Raw genomic sequence first — 16325 nt, forward strand, 5'->3', positions numbered from 1 at the left:
GCCAGCCCATCGGCCGCTTTATCACTTCTTGCCGAATACGGCAAGGGTCAGAACAGAACCTCCGGCCAGCAGAATTGCAATCAGGATAAAAGAAATCCGCATGCCGGATAGAAACGACTGGCTGCCGTTCAACACCGCTCCAAGCAGGGCAACGCCAAGAACCGACCCAAGCTGGCGGCTTGCGTTGATCGCCCCGGAAACCGCGCCAGTCTGTTCCCTCGCTACGGAGGACATAACCGCCGCCATCAGCGATGGAATAGTAAAAGAAACTCCAAAACCTATCATAAGCAAGCCGATAAAAGTCCATGCATAGCTTGTGCCGGAATGGGTCCATGCCAGGATTAGCGTTCCTGCTGCTCCAAGGCCAAATCCTGCCGCCATTGGCTTCCGTGCGCCAATCCGGCTGACGATCCGACCGGTCAGAATCGGATTAAAGGCCAGCGGAAGCATCATCGGGAGCAGCGACAGACCGGCATCATGAGCCGATAACCCTTTACTCTGCTGGAAGTATAGGGGCAATACAAACAATACGCCGGACAATCCCACATTAATGGCCATTCCGGCTATCAGCCCCGTGGAAACGGTACTGTTCTTGAACAAGCTTAAAGGAAAGAGCGGAGCTTGCCCTTTTGCTTCAGTAAAGACAAACAGGATCATGCTCAAAGCCGCCAAACCAACCGTTCCCAAAATAACGGGAGAGCCCCAGCCGTAGTACTGTCCCTCCATCAAACTGAAGGATAACGCGGCTATGGCCGCCAAAGCGGTTACCTGCCCGCCTGCGTCAAAGCTCCTATGCGCGAATCGAGGAGTCTCTTCTAACTGCATGCAAGTCAGCAGCAGGCTAACTGCGGCAATCGGTACATTAAGCAAAAAAATGCTCCGCCAGCCAAACGAGTCAACGAGTATTCCTCCAACCACAGGCCCTGCCGCCATTGCGGCTCCCGTAACCGCGGTCCACGCTCCTAGTGCCCTGGCCCGTTCTCCCGGCACAGGATAGGCATGGGACAATAAGGTTAACGAGGCTGGCAGCAAAGCCGCTCCCCCGATTCCAAGAATAGCCCGCAAAGCGATGAGTGCGCCTGTTGTGGTTACGGCCGCAGATGCTGCCGATGCGGCAAGGAACAGAATGAGACCGCCGACATAGACCCGTTTTGCTCCCAATCGGTCTGCGAAAACTCCCATTGACAGCAAAAGCCCGGCAAACACGATTGTATAGGCATTCACTACCCATTGCAGATCTATGATCCCGCCCCCGAGATCTTCTTGGATCGCCGGAAGGGCAACACTAACGACCGTCATATCAAGCAGCACCATAAAATAGCCAAGCGATAGTCCGAGCAGAAGCAGCCGGCTCCTGCCGGATACTTGTTGCAAAGCTTTCTCCATTGTTTTTCCCCTACCTTACTCTTCATGTCGAATTCCCATAGAGTGTATAATGAATTCGATAAGAGATTAAGAGGAGAGCTTATCCTAGGAGTTTTTCTCCTACGATAGGAATTGAATAAACATTTCATATCGGGAAGAAGGAAGAAGGTTCTGAAGCATGGACGACTCTGTAAGATTAAAAGAGCTTGCGCAGTTTCTGAAGACGCGGAGAGCCCGGCTGTCTCCGGAGCAAGCGGGATTGCCGGCAAGCGGACGAAGGCGGACACCCGGGCTAAGACGCGGGGAAGTCGCTATGCTGTCAGGAGTAAGCGTGGACTGGTATACATGGCTGGAGCAGGCCCGTCCGATTCAGGTATCCGCGCAAGTACTGGACTGCATCAGCCGCGCGCTGCAGCTGGATGCCGACGAGCGGAAGCATTTGTTCCTGCTGGCTATCCAGCAGGTTCCGGCTGACCCCTCCTTGGACCAGAACAGAATCAGCGACAATTTGCAAATCTTCCTTGACCGTCAAGGTACAAGTCCGGCCTTTATAACCGATCAACGATTGATTATCAGAGCATGGAATAAAGCCGCAGACCTCATATACGGCCCCTTCGAATCGATGTCGGAGCGCGAACGCAACACCGTATGGCGCTCTTTCCATTTGCCCGGCGTCCGGGAGCTCCTGAAGGAGAATTGGGAGAAGCATGCACGGCACAGACTTGCCCAATTCCGTGCCGGTTACGCCAAATTCCCGGGCGATGCCTGGTGGCTGGAGATGATCGACGAGCTGCAGCGAACAAGCGAAGAATTCCGGGAATGGTGGCCGCAGCATGACGTGCTGAACGGACCGGAAGGGAAGAAAGTCAATTACCATCCGGTAGCCGGAACTTTAGAGTTTAACCAGCTTTCTTTTATCGTATCGGACTCTCCCCAGTTTACCGTCACCGTTAACCTCCCGGCCGATGAACAAACGGTCTCCAAGTTGGAGCAGCTGCTGATCTAAAATGTTTCTAATGAACCGTATGATTATGAAAAAAGCTTTCCTACGCTTTATTAATAGAAGCGTTGGGAAAGCTTTTGCTTATTCACTCGGATACTGCTCCAAAATCTCGCCCGTCCGTGACCGTGCAAGAATAACGGAATCCGGCCCCTCTTCTTGCTCCGATAAATAGAACCAGAACCTCTCGCCAGCCCCGTACTCGATGATTTGACAAGGTAGTTCTTTACCGCTCGATCTGCTCTTCTTCCACATGCTTACTATCTCGGAGTCATAGATCTTTCCGGAATACATGCCTGCGTAGTGCGGCACATCGCCTTTCAAATCGCCTTTCAAACCGTTAAACGACCAGCCAAACTTATGCTCCTTGGGCTCGGCTGAAGTGGAACCGCCAGTAAAATGCCAGCCGAATATCGTTTTCTTCAATCGCGCTGTTCCGAAATACTCCGGATAAGTACCCCAGTCATAAAATACGATGGCATTCATCTTCCCCAGCTTTTCAATATAAGCCACCCTTGCCATCGGCTGGTTTAGGGAAAGCGCGGCTCTCTCCATTCCTTGCTCGCCGCTCTGGCGAATGATTACTAAAGTACAAGTTAATAAAGCTAGGATGAAGCAGAACAGCACTATTTTTGATTTTATGCCCATGGCATGACCTCCCTCCAAATAATTCCACTTTACAGACGCAAAGGAAATCGATTTGTTGCGGAAAGCCTCCCTTCCTGCGAAAAACAAAACAGCCTGCAGAACATGAACGGTTCCGCAGGCTGTTAATCTTCTCTATACCTTCACCGACCTGGCTTGTTCTCTGTAGTCGATCGGGGCAAAGCCCGTAACGCTTTTGAATACCCGGTTGAAATGGCGTATATTCCCAAATCCCGTGCTCTCGGCGATAATCGTCACCTTTTCGTTGGAGGAGACCAGACGCCTCTTCGCTTCGGAGACTCTAAGCTCCGTCCAGTACTCGACCAACGAACTGCCCGTCCGCTGCTTGAACAACGTTGACAGATAAGCCGGGTTCAGATAAACCTTCTCCGCGACTTGCGTCAGCGACAAAGGCTCTTGATAATGCTGGTTCACGTACCGGATGACTTTCTCGATAGGATCATGGTCGGCGTTTTTCTGCCCGTTCGCGATACATTCGGCCAGCTTCTCCAGATAAGCGCTGCAGCAATCGATCAGCTCCGTGCGGGAAGTGAGAGAACAAATCTCCAGCAGCACCGCCTGGATCGTGCGGTCGCCAAGCCAGCTTTGCGTGAGCTCCAGCTTCTCCGCTTCCTCATACCCGTGGATCAGCAGCTTGCAAATCTGCTGGTGAATGACTTCCGGACTTCGGGCTTGCGAGCAGAGAGCCGTTACGAACATAGCCGCGTATTGTCTCGTCTGTTCCCGCTTGCCTTCCTGAATCGAGGACTCAAGAAGCTCAAGCGGAAGCTCTAGAAGCGAGCTCCAGGCCATCTCCTCTTCGCCATCCTTAATCCTCGAATAGCTGATCACGCGGTCGCCTCCTACGATTAAACGGTGCAGCTGGGCGATCTTCGCCTCATGGAACGATTGCGGAATTTCCTTGATTCCGCCTACGGTTCTGCCAAGTCCAATCGTTACGGTTAATCTCGACAAGGAGATCATGCGCCTGCGAATCGTCTCCGACAGTTCGAACAGCGGGTCGCCTGCCCCCGGCTGACCGGGCAGATTAACAAGCGCTACAACCTCGGTCTCGGATAAAATAAACGAAAACCCTTTTGCCCGCTGATCCAAAAGCTCTTGGACGATCTGCTGAATATACAGCTGGAACAAGCTTGGGTCCGCTTTCTCGTACCGCTCCTTATCGAGCAGATCCTTATCCAGCTTGATAATCATGCAGGCGAAACACGGCTCTTGGAAAGTAACGCCGATTCTCGCAAGCAAGGCTAGATCCGTCTCGTTCACATAACCCTTGAGCAGCCCTGCCACCAGATGCTCGCTTACATGCTGGCGAATGATCCGCGCATCGGCCGGCTCCGCCGTATACAGTTCAGGTACCTGCTGCTGTAATTTGGCGAGCTCGCTCTCCAGCTTCCCCAGCGTCTTGAACAGCTCCTCCCGCTCCACGGGCTTCATCAGATAATCCCTAACTCCATGGCGGAGCGATTGCTGCAAATACGTAAATTCGTCAAAGCCGCTAAGAACGATAACAAGCAGCTTCGGAAACCGCTCCTTCGCAATCTGAATCAGCTGCAGCCCGTCCATCCGGGGCATCCGGATATCCGTCAATAGCACGTCGGGTTTGAGGCTCTCCACCATTTCCAGAGCTTCGTACCCGTCCTTCGCTTCACCTGCAACCTCCCAGCTGCCGGAAGAGGACTCGATCATTTTGCGAAGTCCCCTGCGGAATATCGCCTCATCGTCAACAATCAGAATGTTTGGCATGTGCCAGTCTCCTCCCTATCCCGTCATTGAATAAGCGATTGGCATCGTTAAGATGACCTTTAACCCTTGGAACGGCATACTCTCCAGTTGCAGACCGTATTGCTCGCCGTAATGCAGACGGATTCTGCGGTGAACGTTCATCAGACCATTGCCGGAGGTACCTCCCAGATCATGAATTTTATCCATTCGCTTGCGCATCGCGCTTAGCTGCTCGCTGGTCATGCCAATGCCGTCGTCCTCAATGACAATCATGAGCATCCCCTGCTCCTGATAGCAGGACAATTGAATTCTTCCTTCTCCGATCCCTTTATCAAGCCCGTGATTAATGGCATTTTCTACGATCGGCTGAATCATCAGCGGAATAACCGGACAGCCGTACAACGATTCATCCACCTCTAGACGAAAATCAATCCGGTCGTCGTAACGCATCTTCTGAATCGTCATATAACCTTTTACATGGTCCAGCTCATCGCGCAGCGTTACGGTTTCCTTGCGCCCGCTTAACGAATATCGAAGCAGACGGCTTAAATTATTCGTCATCGTAACCACTTCCCTATTGCCCTCCACTTCGGCGTACATGGAGATTGAACCAAGCGTGTTGTATAGAAAATGCGGATTAATCTTGCTTTGCAGCGCGGCGATCTCGGCATCCTTTTCCCTGATTTCCGTCTCGTACAGACGGTAGCCCAGCTCGCTCAGATGAGACACCATCATGTTAAAGGCATTGCCCAGCTGGCCAACCTCGTCCCACTGCCGGACGGGGAACGATACCTTCAGATCGCCCCTCTCCACCTTGCGCATAAGCGAACGCAGCATCCGCAGCGGACTCGTAATTCTGAACGCGATAAAAACCGACAGCAACACGGCAAGTCCGACACAAATGCCGCCGATCAGTATAATCGAGTTGCGGACCACGAGACTGTCCTTCATCAGCACCGATACGGGAACGACGCCAACGGTGGTCCAGCCCGTTACCTCCGAGCTGACATGGGCGACAAGCAAGCTTTTTCCGTCTATCTTATGATGAGAGACGCCTTCATCCGACAAGCCTTCGATAACGGGATAAATCGCCGTTTTCTCCTTGCGCAGCACCAGATCTCCGGCACTGTCCGTCATGTACAGCGATTCCTTGCTTCCTAGGCTGACCTGAGACAACAGCTTGCGCACTTCCGCCGGATCGATATCAATCACGATATAGCCAAGCGTATCTCCGCTGTCGAAGCTTCTCAGCTCACGGGCAATCGAGAATACTTGATAGGCAGTCCCGCTTGTCGACTTAACTTCGTGGGTTGTTATAAAAGTCGGCTGTCCGAAGCGGCCCTTAGCCTTCTCCAGCCATTCCGTATTGCCGCCAAGCTGATACGTCGTCATGTATTGGCTTTCCGGCAGCACGACATAAGATGCGCCATGCTCGCCGAACAAGGAAATACCCATTATATCGACGCGTCCGTTAAGAAACACCTTGGAGACAAAGTTGTTTAAATCATCGATTTCCTGCAGGGATAAGGCTTCGCCGGGTTTTCTGGACGTTGCGAGAAAATCCAGAATCTCCTGATATTGATACGGCATCAGCGACAGCCGGTTCAGCTCATTCATATACGTATCGATATTCAGCGTCACCTGCTTCAACATCTGAAGCTGATACTTGCCGACCTGCTCCTCCATTTTGGAGGCAAAGATCGAGAAGGACCACGCACCGATCACTCCCAGCGGTACCACAATAAGGAGCACGTTGACTAGTATAAGCTTGCGGGCAAGCGCCAGATTTTTGAACCATTGCTGTAAGCGTCTATAGAATGTCATCATCGCCCACCCCGCTTATTTCGACAGCTCAAGATTGATTTGCTTTTCGGTTGCCTGGAGCGCCTGCTCCGGCGTCTGCTGACCGTAGATCATCCGTTCGAACTGCCGGATAATGACTTCGATAAAGCTATGCTGCTTCGTATGCTTCGGCCAGAAGACGACGGAATTGGCGGCGGCCGCGTAATCGCTGCGATAATTCAGCGACTTGAACGCTTCCGTATCCATCACCGCGCTGGCGCTGGGAACATGGCCCGCTTCCGCCCACTTGGCGCCATGCTCGGCCAGCCATTTCATGAACAGCATCGCCGCATCCCGCTTCTCCTGCGACATATCATGCTGCGACGGAATCGCCAGCGTATGGGAATCCGCCCATGCTGCCGGCTTATCATAGATCGTTGGCAGCGGCACTACGCCAAAGTTCAGGGCATCGTTTTTCTCAAGCGCGCCGGTTGCCCATACGCCCGTAATGAGCACTGCTGCTTTTCCTTCATTAAATAGCTTGAAGGAGTCCGGAATATTAGGCGGAATCAGCTTGCTCTTATACAGCCCATCTATATAGTTCAACGCCTTCAGAGCAGCCGGGTTGTTGAGCACCGCCTTTGTTCCTTCCGCGTTATAGAACTTCCCCCCGCCTTGAATCTGGTTATACAGACTCCACCAGAACCACACGGCATCAATCCGGGTGCTTGGCTGGGCAAGCGGGGCGACATCGCTAGGAACGGCCTGCTTGATTTGCTGAAGAAAATGGGTAAATCCGTCTTCCCCGCCTTGAAGCACCGGCTTGCCCTGCGCGTCAAGAACACCGGCCTGCTCCAGAAACGTCTTGTTGTAATACATGACAAGCATATGGGTATCCAGCGGTACGGCATAAGGCTTCCCTTGGAAGGATACTGCCTTCATCCCTGCTTTGTTATATAAGTTCCAATCCAGACCCGCTTCTTGCGCCGGGCCGGATAAATCTTCAATGTAACCGTTCTGTACGAATTGAGGCAAGGAGCTTGCGTGAATAATGGCCACATCCGGCGCGTTGCCGGAAAGTATGGCCGTTCGTAACCGCGAATAATAGTCGTCCAGCCTTGAATTCATCTGGACGACTTGAATGTCTTCGTGTTCTTTATTAAATTGATCGACCATCTCGGTCATAAACAAATTATCTCCCCCGCTGAAGGGGGTCCAATAATTAAGCTGAATAGCTGGTGCTTTAGGCTCGGCGGATGCCGCCGTGCCATTATTGCTATGGCTGCAGCCAGTCAAGGTAAGGCTTGCCGCGATGATGATACTTAAGCCTGATGTAAGATAAGAACGAAAGGACAAGCCTCTCATGACCAGCGCCTCCTAAAAAGAATTGTGAAGGATTTAGGTTAGTAAAATTGCTGAACAATTCTTGCTTCGAAAGCGTTACTTAAAGAATTGTGAAGGATTTAGGTTAGTAAAATTGCTGAACAATTCTTGCTTCGAAAGCGTTACTTAAAGAATTGTGAAGGATTTAGGTTAGTAAAATTGCTGAACAATTCTTGCTTCGAAAGCGTAATCCTATTGTGCGGAACTTCTCAAGATGTCCATATAATCGACATGCACCTCTGCTGTCGCATTCTCAAGTATAATGGCGTTCTTGCCCGCCTTCAATTGCAAGATGACCGATTGAGTCTGGTAATTGTTGCGTTTTCCGTTTGGAAAAACAATCCTTTTCGACTTGCCCCCGCTGCCGTCTATGCGAACTTGAAGCTCCGCATCATGGCCGGAGGAATTAGCGGCCGCCAGTCTGATCTCGTAAGCTCCGCTTACCGGCACTTGAATGTTGGCAAACCGCAAAGCCTCGCCTTCACCCGGCGTAATCACGGCCTTGCCTCCCGCTGACGAGAACAGATTCTCTTCTGCTTCGCCTTGCGTTCCCGCAGCCGCATACTCCGCTTCATATCTTGGTAGCTCAATGGCATCAATCTTGCCTTGCCCGCCTGCAATTGCGATATGAACCTCATTCATGCCCGCCGCGAGCGAAATGTCGGCATAAGCGTAACCCGTCCCATCCGTTTCGGGAAGCTCAACATCAACGGCTTGTTCACCATTGACGCTAACGCCTGCTTGAAGCTTTTCTCCCGTATCGTTCAGATAATGGATAAGAAGAGGTGCCGCAGTATGAATGGTGGAAGGAATCAGATCAAAGCTTACGTCAGCAGAGGCTTCCGCCGCCTTGAAGACTCCCATGCCCGCAGGAACCTCAATAGCTGTATCCAGACTTATCGGCTTGCCGATCCGCAAATTTCCCGCTTCATCCCATGCCAGCTTCTGCGCGCGAGCTTTCCGGTTGCCCCAGCCGTCCGTAGCCGCGGTTGTTGCGTGATAAACGATCCATTGCTCCGTACCGCCCGGCGAGGTTACGAAGGAATTATGTCCTGGACCGTAAACGCCGGCGTCCTCGTCCATCTTCAGAATCGGCTCCTGCGCTTTCGTCCAGTTCGAGGCCACCAGCGGATCAGCGCCCTCCTTCAGTGAGAGCATGCCAAGCGCATAAAACGGCGTCCAGCTGCCCGCTCCCGAATACACGATATGAACCTGGCCATTATGATGAAGAATCGAATGTCCTTCATTAATATAAGGAGGACCCCCTGCTTTCTCCCATTCCAGATCAGGCTCGGACAAAAGGACGCGAGGGCCGCTGATGGTCAGCGGATCGCTCATTGGGGCGATGTACGTATTTTGCTGCACGTTGATATCGCCTTCCCAGCCGGACCATACAAAATAAAGCTTGTCGTTGAGCTCCATCGCGAGTCCGTCGATCGCCCATTTATCGGTGTCATCCTTCACCTGGCCTTTAAACGTATAGCTGCCCATCGGATCATCGGTGTCCGCTTCCAGAACAAACATCCGGTGGTTCTCGTTCTGACCGTCGTCAGCGGCGAAATAAATGTACCATTTCCCCTGAATGAACTGGATTTCCGGCGCCCACAGCTCAGCTGAGTAATTGGTTCCGATATCCGGATACCAGACAACCTTCCGCTCAGACTGCTTGAAATCGATGGTACGGGATTTCATGACCATGATATCCGCGCCGTTGTGCGTAAACGTCATATAATAGTAGCCGTCCTTGTACACCACGGCGGGGTCCGGCGTATCGATCTCCGCCAGCGTATTTTTGAACGTACCGCCATGGCCTTTGTATTCGGCTGCAACCTGGCTTGCTTCGTTTGTGCTATCGTTCATTACCCACACTCCTATACTAGCCGCCGCGACCAGCAGCACCGCTGCTGTCAGGACAGCCCATCGTTTTGCGTTCAATTTCTGATTACCTCCTAAAAAGAATTGCGAATGCAATTCTTACTTCGTAAGCATCCATTTTTCTACTATTTAACACCGGCTTGCGTAATAGCCTTTACGAAGGAGCGCTGGCCTACGATAAAGATGATGAATACCGGCAGCGTTGCGATAACCGTCATCGACATCAGCTTGCCGTATGCCTGCGTATAGCTGCCCTGCGCCATCATCGCAATGCCTGCCGTAATCGTGCGCATCTCCGGCGAAGTTGTTGAATAAAGCGGCCATACGAAATCATTGTAAATGCCCATAAACGTAAAGATCGCGAGCGTAACCATAATCGATACCGAAGCAGGAAGCAGAATACGGGAGTAGATCTGCCATTTGTTAGCGCCATCGATCCGCGCGGCCTCTTCGATCTCTTTCGGAAACGCCGTGAAGAACTGGAACAATAGGAATACGCCAAATGCACCGGACGAATAAGGAAGGATAAGCGCCGCATACGTATTGATCCAGCCAAGGGCGTTAAATTCCAAATACATCGGCAGGAACGTCAGGACGCCGGGGATCATCATCGAACCGATAAATATCGGGAACATGAGCTTTTTAAACGGCAAGTCCTGTAGACGGGCAAGCGCGTATGCCGCCATTGACGAGAAGAGCAGGACAATCGCCGTGCCCGCAGCGCCGACGAACAAAGAGTTCGAGATCCAGCGCGTAATCGGAACGTTCATCAGGTTGCCTTTTAACCCGTCCAGGTAGTTCTCGAACGTTGGTTTCTTCGGAATCAGACTCAGCTGTCCGGCAAGAGCCTCGAAATCGTTTTTGAAGGAAGTGGACAACATCCAGATGAGCGGAAGCAGGAAAATAACCGCTATGATGACTGCAACGAGAACAAGTAATGTTTTTTTCATGCTTCTACTCCTTCCTTCCGTAAGCGATTTTGTACTGGACAGCCGACACGATAATAATGATAAGCGCCATCAGAATCGCCATCGCCGAAGCCGAGCCGACCTGCTTGCCTTTAAACGCTTCGTCCAGCACGTTCATAAGCAGAACCTTCGTACTGTCGCCGGGACCGCCACGCGTGAGGAGGAACGGCTGCGCGTACACGTTAAACGATGCAATGGTTGAAGTAATGATGATAAACAGCATAACCGGACGGATCGATGGCAGGGTGATGCTGACGAACCTTTTCCAAGCATTCGCACCGTCAATCGAAGCCGCCTCGTAATAATCCTCCGGCACTTCATTCAGCGCATTGGTGAAAATAATCATATTAAAGCCAATCGTCCACCACAGCGTAGTCAATACGAGCGACACCCACACCCACGGCAAATCCGTCAGCCACGCAACCGGATCAATGTGAAGCTTGGCTAGCAATCCGTTCAGGAAGCCCGCGTTCGTATCGAACATCATCAGCCAGATAACGGCCATTACCGAACCCGATATGGCGTAAGGCATGAAGTAAAACGTACGGAACAGTCCGCGGATCCGCTTCGGCAGCTGATTCAGCAGCAAAGCGAGCGCAAGGCCAAGAATAACCAGCAGCGGAACCGAGTACAAAACGAATTGCACCGTATTCCACAGACCGGTTGTAAACTGTTCGAACAAATAAGAGCCGGGCGTAAAGATTTTAACGTAATTATCGAAACCTACGAATTTATGCGAATCCGACAGCAGTTCGAAGTTATGGAACGAAATATAAATGCCGTATAAAATCGGGATCAGCAGAAAAGCGCAAAAGCTGAGCAGGTACGGCAGTACGAACAAGGTTGACGTTAAGCGGGATTGCAAAGAGCTCTTGACCATTACAGCTCCTCCATTCTGATTAAAGGTATAAACAGAGGGACGAAGAAGCTGGTTGTCAGCTTCTTCGTCCTGCCGTACTTATTTTTTCATCGCTTGTCTGGACTTCGCTACGGCATCGTCCATCGCTTTTTGAGCGTCCTTCTTGCCAAGCAGCGCATTGCTCAGTTCGCCCCAGATCGGATCGGAGATCGTTCCCCAGTTCAGAACGTTTGGCGCGAATTGAACGTAATCAAACGATTTCGCTACGTTGCTTTGCATGTCGAGAGCTTTGAATTCCGCGCTTTCCAGCATTGGCTTGGAAGCCAGCGCTTGGCCGGAAGCCGCCCAATCCATCGAGTTGGTCGATACGTATTTCAGGAAGTCGCCGATGCCTTTAACGACATTTGCGTCTGTTACGCCTTTAGGCAATACGAAGTTATGGGAGCCTGCATATACCGCTTGTTTAGCCTTGCCGATTTGCGGAACCGGAGCTACGCCGTACTTGATGCCCGCTTCGTCGAATTGGCCTTTCATCCAAGGACCGTTAAATTGAATCGCGTTTTTGCCTTGCAGGAACAGCGTATTTTCTCCGTCCTGTTGAACATTGCCCGGCGATACGCCTTTGTCTACGAGGCCGCGCATCCATTGCACCATTTCAACTGCTTCAGGCGAGTTGTAAGCGACATCCGTACCGTTCCACAGGTCGCCGCCATTTTGCCATACCAGCGTCGGGAAAATAAATTGCTGCGGCCAAAGCGTTGGAACTACATATCCGTATACGCCTTTCGCTTTGTCTGTCAGCTTCTCAACATCGGCTTCGAATTCGGCGCGGTTTGTTGGCGGAGCCGTAATTCCCGCTTTGTCGAACAAATCTTTGTTGTAGTACATGACGAGCGGATGGATATCAAGCGGAATGCCGTACCATTTGCCGTCGATTGTCTCGTAGTTTACCGGAGCTTCTACGTAATCGGTTTTATTAATCGAAGCTGCCGCCGCCAGATCGTCCAACGGCTGAAGCTGGCCTTTGTTCACGTAAGTCGGAATTTGGTCAACGTGCATGATCGCCAGGTCCGGACGGTCTTTGCCCGCGCTCATCGCTACGTCAAGCAGTTTGTAGTATTCGCCGTTCGGCTGAATGACGAGCTTCACTTTGTACGTGTCCTGGGAAGAGTTGTATTTCTCTACAATCTTCTTCATGAACTCGCCGTCAGCACCGGAGAACGGTGTCCAGAACAGGATGTCGGCTTTCTCCGCTTTCGCGTCTCCGCTATTTCCCGCAGCCGCGTTTGCGCCGCTGTTTGCCTGGTTGTTTGATCCCGCGTCTTTGCCGCCGTTATTGCTGTTGCTTCCGCAGCCTGCTGCCGCAACAAGGCTAAGTGCGATTAACGAGGTACCTAAGACCTTCATCGATTTCTTCATGTTCGCTTCCCCCTAGAATGTGTGTGTGGCTCTTTCTGATACTCATTCTAGCTGGCCGGGGATAACGCGCCCATGTCGCTTTTTTAGAAGGAATGGACATATTTTTAGATCGTTGCGAAAAATTTGTCCCCAGCCTGAACGCAAAACCCCGGACAGCTGGGAGAATTTTCTCGTGCTGTCCGGGGTTTGTCAGAAGCGGCTGATTCGCTGGTCTTAACGATGCGCGGCATCGTTAAGACCGTCCAATAATGCCTTTTTGGCCGGTAATCCGGCTAACTTGCGGACCTTAACGATGCGCGGCATCGTTAAGCCCGCTCAATAACGGCCGTTCCGACCGCAACTCGGCCATTTCCTGCGGAAACCAGCCGATCGCGTCGACCAACAGCCGCCGAAGCCCCGATTACTTGCCTTCGTTGATCGCTTTGATCAGCTCAAGCGGCACCTTCGGCTTGCGGTCGTACGTCAGCAGACCGTTGATCTCCTGCTCGACGTCCGTCAACTGCGTATAGCAGTAGCCTTGGACAACGCCGGAGAAGATAAGCGGCTGAATAACGTTGCGGAGACGTTCAACGAAGTCCTCGTCGCTCGATGCGCCGGAATAACCCCAGCCTTCCCATTCGCTCTTCTTGTAGGCAATGCCGCCGAACTCGGTGATGATGATTGGTTGTCCGTCATATTCGTATCCCGCTACGCTAAGGCGGCGGTTAGCCGGCATAGCCGATACGGCTTTTTCTACGCTGCCATAACGGTCTTCGAGTACTTCGCGTCTCCACTCGTAGTCATGGATGTTGTACAGGTCGGTTGCAACCATTTCCCAACCGTCATTGGAGATGACAAGGCGGGTCGGATCAATCGACTTGGTCAAATGGTACATCGCAAGCGCATGCTGCTGCTGACGAACGTCGACCTGAATGTTAGGCACGCCCCAGCTTTCGTTCAGGGGTACCCATACCGCGATGCACGGATGGTTGAAGTCGCGGTCGATCGCTTCCTGCCATTCCTTCGTAATGCGGCGGACGTATTCTTCGGAGTAGTCGCAAGCGTTCGCCATTTCGCCCCATACGATCAGCCCCAGCTTATCGCACCAGTACAGGAAGCGCGGGTCTTCGACCTTCTGATGCTTACGCGCGCCGTTGAAGCCCATTTCCTTCATCAGCACCACATCCTGCTTAATCGCTTCGTCCGAAGGAGGTGTCAGGTTGCCGTCCGGGAAGTAGCCTTGATCCAGAACAAGCTTGCTGTAATAAGGACGGTTATTCAGATTAAACTTGCCGTTCTCGAGCGAAATTTTCCGCATGCCGAAGTAGCTTGTCACCCGGTCAACTTCCGCACCGTCAACGTACACCACAAATTCCGCGTCGTACAGGTTTGGACGCTCCGGCCACCAGAACCGGTCCATGCCATGGTCGTTCAAGCCGCTCAGCTTAATCTTCCGGCTTTCTTCTCCCGCACGCACTTGATACGTATCTTCCGACACAACCTCTCCGGCAAAGGAGATCTTTACCGACAGGCTGACATTCTTCATTCCTTGGGCAAATCCGCCAACAAACGAACGGATCTGAATTTCATTCGTATCGATATCCGCCACGTATTTCACTTTGCGAAGATGAACCGGCGATACCGCCTCCATCCACACGGACTGCCAAATGCCCGTTGTACGGGTATACCAGATCGAACGGGATTTCTCTTCCCAGAACTGTTTGCCGCGCGGCAGGAATACATCCATGCCGTGGTCCACTGCTTTTACCACAAGCGTGTTGTCGCCGTCCGAGCGCAAAGCTTCCGTAACGTCAGCCTGGAACGGGGTATGACCGCCTTCATGGGAAGCGACCAATTGGCCGTTTACCCATACATAAGCTTCATAATCTACGGCGCCGAAATGAAGCACAACCCGTTTTCCTTGGAAGGACTTCGGAATATCCAGCTTTCTGCGGTACCATACCACATCATGAAAATTCGGATCGCCAATGCCGCTTAGTTCGCTCTCAAAGCTGAACGGCACTTGGATTTTTTTCGAAAAGCTCTTGCTGCCCGAATGCCAGCCTTCTTCCCCGCCTACGCGCGCATCGTCAAATTCAAATTCCCATTCCCCGTTCAGGCATTCCCATGCGTTACGGTTGAATTGAGGTCTAGGGTATTCGGCTCTTGGCAAGTTTGTCATCTGTTACGCCTCCATTAGTTAACCAGTTAGTTGTTATATTAACAAAACCATATGAATCTGTTGCCTATTTTATCGCCTGCCCCATTAACCGTCAACTAAAAAGTTGTTTTATTAACAATTAGGTTATATAATAGCCAAGACAACGGAAAGCGAGGAAACCGGCGTGCATATACAAGTCAGCACCAAATATATGACGATGCTCGAATGTTTTTCATCGGAGACGAGGGTGAAGATGATCGAGCTGCTTAATAACGGACCGATGAGCATCAAAGAGCTCGCGGAAACGTTAGGCTTGTCGTCGGCAATCGTAACGAAGCATATTCAGAAGATGGAGGAAGGCGGCCTTATCAAGACCGAAAGCCTGTCGGGAACCCGGGGAAGCCCGAAAATGTGCTCGCTCGCTATCGACTCGCTTACCCTGCAGCTTCGCACCTCTTCACAGGAAAAAGCTTTGAATGAGGAAACCAAATATACGGTGGAAATCCCGATTGGCCAATATTCGGATTATGCGGTTAAGCCAACCTGCGGCCTTGCATCGGAGAGCAAAATTCTTGGACTTGTGGATGATCCGAGGTACTTCTCCGATCCGGAACGAATGAATGCGTCGCATCTATGGTTCGGCAGCGGTTACGTCGAATACCGTGTTCCGAATTACTTGCATGCCGGACAAGCGGCTTCCCAGCTGGACATCTCGCTCGAGCTCTGTTCGGAAGCCCCTTCGTATAACGAGAATTGGCCTTCCGATATCAGCTTTTACATCAATGACATTGAGGTTGGCATATGGACTTGCCCGGGGGACTTCGGCAGCAAACGCGGAGCGCTAACCCCTTCCTGGTGGCAGCTTGGAACGCAGAACGGTCTGCTCAAAAGTTTGTCCATTCAGGCGACCGGTACGTTTCTGGATGGCGTTAAGCTGTCCGAGGTCACTCTTACGGATGTCGGCTTGAAGCTTGGCGAGGATTTCCGCTTCAAGCTCGCTTCTCTCGAGACTGCCCGCCATTGCGGCGGAATCAGCCTGTTCGGCAGACACTTCGGCAACTACAAGCAGGATATTATGGTCAATGTCTATTACAAAGATAAGATCAGAACCGAATAATAGAAAAAGCCGATCATAGGCATTCCCGA

At 51.8% G+C, this 16325-nt stretch carries 12 protein-coding genes; 2 read left to right on the plus strand and 10 right to left on the minus strand.

The annotated features are described in order from the left end of the window. Positions 1–21 precede the first annotated feature (21 nt). Entirely contained in the window at positions 22–1386 is a 1365-nt protein-coding gene (locus tag PJDR2_RS20445; protein ID WP_049790064.1) for an MFS transporter, read from the minus strand. A gap of 157 nt (positions 1387–1543) precedes the next feature. Here PJDR2_RS20445 and PJDR2_RS20450 point away from each other — a divergent pair, with 157 nt between their 5' ends. Then, complete coding sequence (locus PJDR2_RS20450; RefSeq protein WP_015845626.1) at positions 1544–2371, plus strand: helix-turn-helix transcriptional regulator; 828 nt, start codon at positions 1544–1546, stop codon at positions 2369–2371. Positions 2372–2449: 78 nt separating this feature from the next. On the opposite strand, the gene PJDR2_RS20455 is transcribed toward PJDR2_RS20450, so the two are convergent. The 9 genes from PJDR2_RS20455 to PJDR2_RS20495 all read right to left on the minus strand — a co-directional run bounded on the left by PJDR2_RS20455 (position 2450) and on the right by PJDR2_RS20495 (position 15200). Further along, positions 2450–3013: a hypothetical protein gene (locus PJDR2_RS20455; RefSeq protein ID WP_015845627.1), complete on the minus strand. Its 564-nt coding sequence runs from the start codon at positions 3011–3013 to the stop codon at positions 2450–2452. A gap of 132 nt (positions 3014–3145) precedes the next feature. Further along, positions 3146–4774: a response regulator gene (locus PJDR2_RS20460; protein WP_015845628.1), complete on the minus strand. Its 1629-nt coding sequence runs from the start codon at positions 4772–4774 to the stop codon at positions 3146–3148. Between the two features lie 15 nt (positions 4775–4789). Next, the gene (locus PJDR2_RS20465; protein WP_041613529.1) at positions 4790–6580 is read right to left on the minus strand and encodes a cache domain-containing sensor histidine kinase; all 1791 of its coding nucleotides are present in this window, start codon (positions 6578–6580) and stop codon (positions 4790–4792) included. A 12-nt stretch (positions 6581–6592) separates the two neighbouring features. Further along, complete coding sequence (locus PJDR2_RS20470; protein ID WP_015845630.1) at positions 6593–7900, minus strand: ABC transporter substrate-binding protein; 1308 nt, start codon at positions 7898–7900, stop codon at positions 6593–6595. Positions 7901–8110: 210 nt separating this feature from the next. Next, positions 8111–9853, minus strand: a complete 1743-nt coding sequence (locus tag PJDR2_RS20475; RefSeq protein ID WP_015845631.1) for a family 43 glycosylhydrolase — start codon at positions 9851–9853, stop codon at positions 8111–8113. 65 nt (positions 9854–9918) lie between these two features. Next, entirely contained in the window at positions 9919–10743 is an 825-nt protein-coding gene (locus PJDR2_RS20480) for a carbohydrate ABC transporter permease (RefSeq protein WP_015845632.1), read from the minus strand. 4 nt (positions 10744–10747) lie between these two features. Next, complete coding sequence (locus PJDR2_RS20485; protein WP_015845633.1) at positions 10748–11641, minus strand: carbohydrate ABC transporter permease; 894 nt, start codon at positions 11639–11641, stop codon at positions 10748–10750. A 78-nt stretch (positions 11642–11719) separates the two neighbouring features. Continuing rightward, positions 11720–13039: an ABC transporter substrate-binding protein gene (locus tag PJDR2_RS20490; protein WP_015845634.1), complete on the minus strand. Its 1320-nt coding sequence runs from the start codon at positions 13037–13039 to the stop codon at positions 11720–11722. 400 nt (positions 13040–13439) lie between these two features. Continuing rightward, positions 13440–15200, minus strand: coding sequence for a glycoside hydrolase family 2 protein (locus tag PJDR2_RS20495; RefSeq protein ID WP_015845635.1), 1761 nt, complete (start codon positions 15198–15200; stop codon positions 13440–13442). A gap of 163 nt (positions 15201–15363) precedes the next feature. Here PJDR2_RS20495 and PJDR2_RS20500 point away from each other — a divergent pair, with 163 nt between their 5' ends. Further along, the gene (locus PJDR2_RS20500) at positions 15364–16296 is read left to right on the plus strand and encodes an ArsR/SmtB family transcription factor (RefSeq protein ID WP_015845636.1); all 933 of its coding nucleotides are present in this window, start codon (positions 15364–15366) and stop codon (positions 16294–16296) included. Positions 16297–16325: the final 29 nt, after the last annotated feature.

The organism is Paenibacillus sp. JDR-2 (genome assembly GCF_000023585.1).
GTDB lineage: Bacteria > Bacillota > Bacilli > Paenibacillales > Paenibacillaceae > Pristimantibacillus.

Coding starts and splice junctions, on each gene's coding strand:
- PJDR2_RS20445 (WP_049790064.1), bottom strand. CDS start 1,386: ATGGAGAAAGCTTTGCAACAAGTATCCGGCAGGAGCCGGCTGCTTCTG.
- PJDR2_RS20450 (WP_015845626.1), top strand. CDS start 1,544: ATGGACGACTCTGTAAGATTAAAAGAGCTTGCGCAGTTTCTGAAGACG.
- PJDR2_RS20455 (WP_015845627.1), bottom strand. CDS start 3,013: ATGGGCATAAAATCAAAAATAGTGCTGTTCTGCTTCATCCTAGCTTTA.
- PJDR2_RS20460 (WP_015845628.1), bottom strand. CDS start 4,774: ATGCCAAACATTCTGATTGTTGACGATGAGGCGATATTCCGCAGGGGA.
- PJDR2_RS20465 (WP_041613529.1), bottom strand. CDS start 6,580: ATGATGACATTCTATAGACGCTTACAGCAATGGTTCAAAAATCTGGCG.
- PJDR2_RS20470 (WP_015845630.1), bottom strand. CDS start 7,900: ATGAGAGGCTTGTCCTTTCGTTCTTATCTTACATCAGGCTTAAGTATC.
- PJDR2_RS20480 (WP_015845632.1), bottom strand. CDS start 10,743: ATGAAAAAAACATTACTTGTTCTCGTTGCAGTCATCATAGCGGTTATT.
- PJDR2_RS20485 (WP_015845633.1), bottom strand. CDS start 11,641: ATGGTCAAGAGCTCTTTGCAATCCCGCTTAACGTCAACCTTGTTCGTA.
- PJDR2_RS20490 (WP_015845634.1), bottom strand. CDS start 13,039: ATGAAGAAATCGATGAAGGTCTTAGGTACCTCGTTAATCGCACTTAGC.
- PJDR2_RS20495 (WP_015845635.1), bottom strand. CDS start 15,200: ATGACAAACTTGCCAAGAGCCGAATACCCTAGACCTCAATTCAACCGT.